This window comes from Devosia psychrophila (assembly GCF_000971275.1).
Taxonomy (GTDB): domain Bacteria; phylum Pseudomonadota; class Alphaproteobacteria; order Rhizobiales; family Devosiaceae; genus Devosia; species Devosia psychrophila.
Map to the genome: position 1 here is coordinate 1 of NZ_LAPV01000208.1, position 768 is coordinate 768.

The 768-nt window shown below is 54.2% G+C and carries 1 protein-coding gene; it reads right to left on the reverse strand.

Annotated features, from left to right (window positions below):
* On the reverse strand, positions 1 to 533 hold a 533-nt coding region (locus tag WH91_RS25015; RefSeq protein WP_046172939.1), incomplete at its 3' end, for a hypothetical protein.
* Between the last annotated feature and the right edge of the window lie 235 nt (positions 534 to 768).

Consider the following 768-nt stretch of genomic DNA (forward strand, 5'->3'; position numbering starts at 1 on the left):
CTCTCTTTTCCCTCCTTTCCTTTTCCTTCCCCCTCCTCCCCCTTCTCTTTTTCTTCTCTCTCCTTCATCTCTTTTTGCCTCTGCCTCTGCCTCTGCCTTTTCTTCTCCTCCCGCCCCTCCTTTCCACCCTTTCGTCCTCCCTGCTCCTCTTTTCTCCCCCCCTCTTCCTCCTCTCCTCTTCCTCTCCTTTCTTCCTCCCTCCCTTCCCCTTGCTTCCCGTCTTCGTTTCTTTCTTCATCACTCTCAGCTTGTTTTTCTTCATTATCTCCTTTCCCAATTCCATCGTTCCTCCTTTCCTCTACTCCCATTTTCTTCCTATCGTTTGCTACCTTTTCCTGCCCCTTTCCCTTCCCTTTCTCTTCTTTCTTTCTCCCCTTTCTTCCCTTCCCTTCTTTTCTTTCTTCCTCCTCTCTTTTCTCTCTCTCCCTCTCTTTTTCTCTTTCCTCTATTCCTTTTTTCTTCATGTTTTCTTCCTGCCTTTCCTTCACCTTCTCCTTCATCTCTTTTTCTTCATTTCTGACTTCCTTGCCCAACTTCTCTGCTTCTCCCTCTCATCTCTCCTTTTTCTTCTCCTCCTCCTCTGCCTCTCCGCCTTCCCGCACCTCCCCGGCACTCTCGCTTTCCCCCCGCCCGTCCTTCTCTCGGAACCTCCCTCCCTCCCGCTTTTTCTCTCTCCTCCGCTCGCTCTCCTTCCCCCATCCTCCCCGCTTCCCCCCCCCCCCCCGGTCCCCCCCCCCCCCGTTCCTCCCCCCCCCCCCCTCCCCCCCC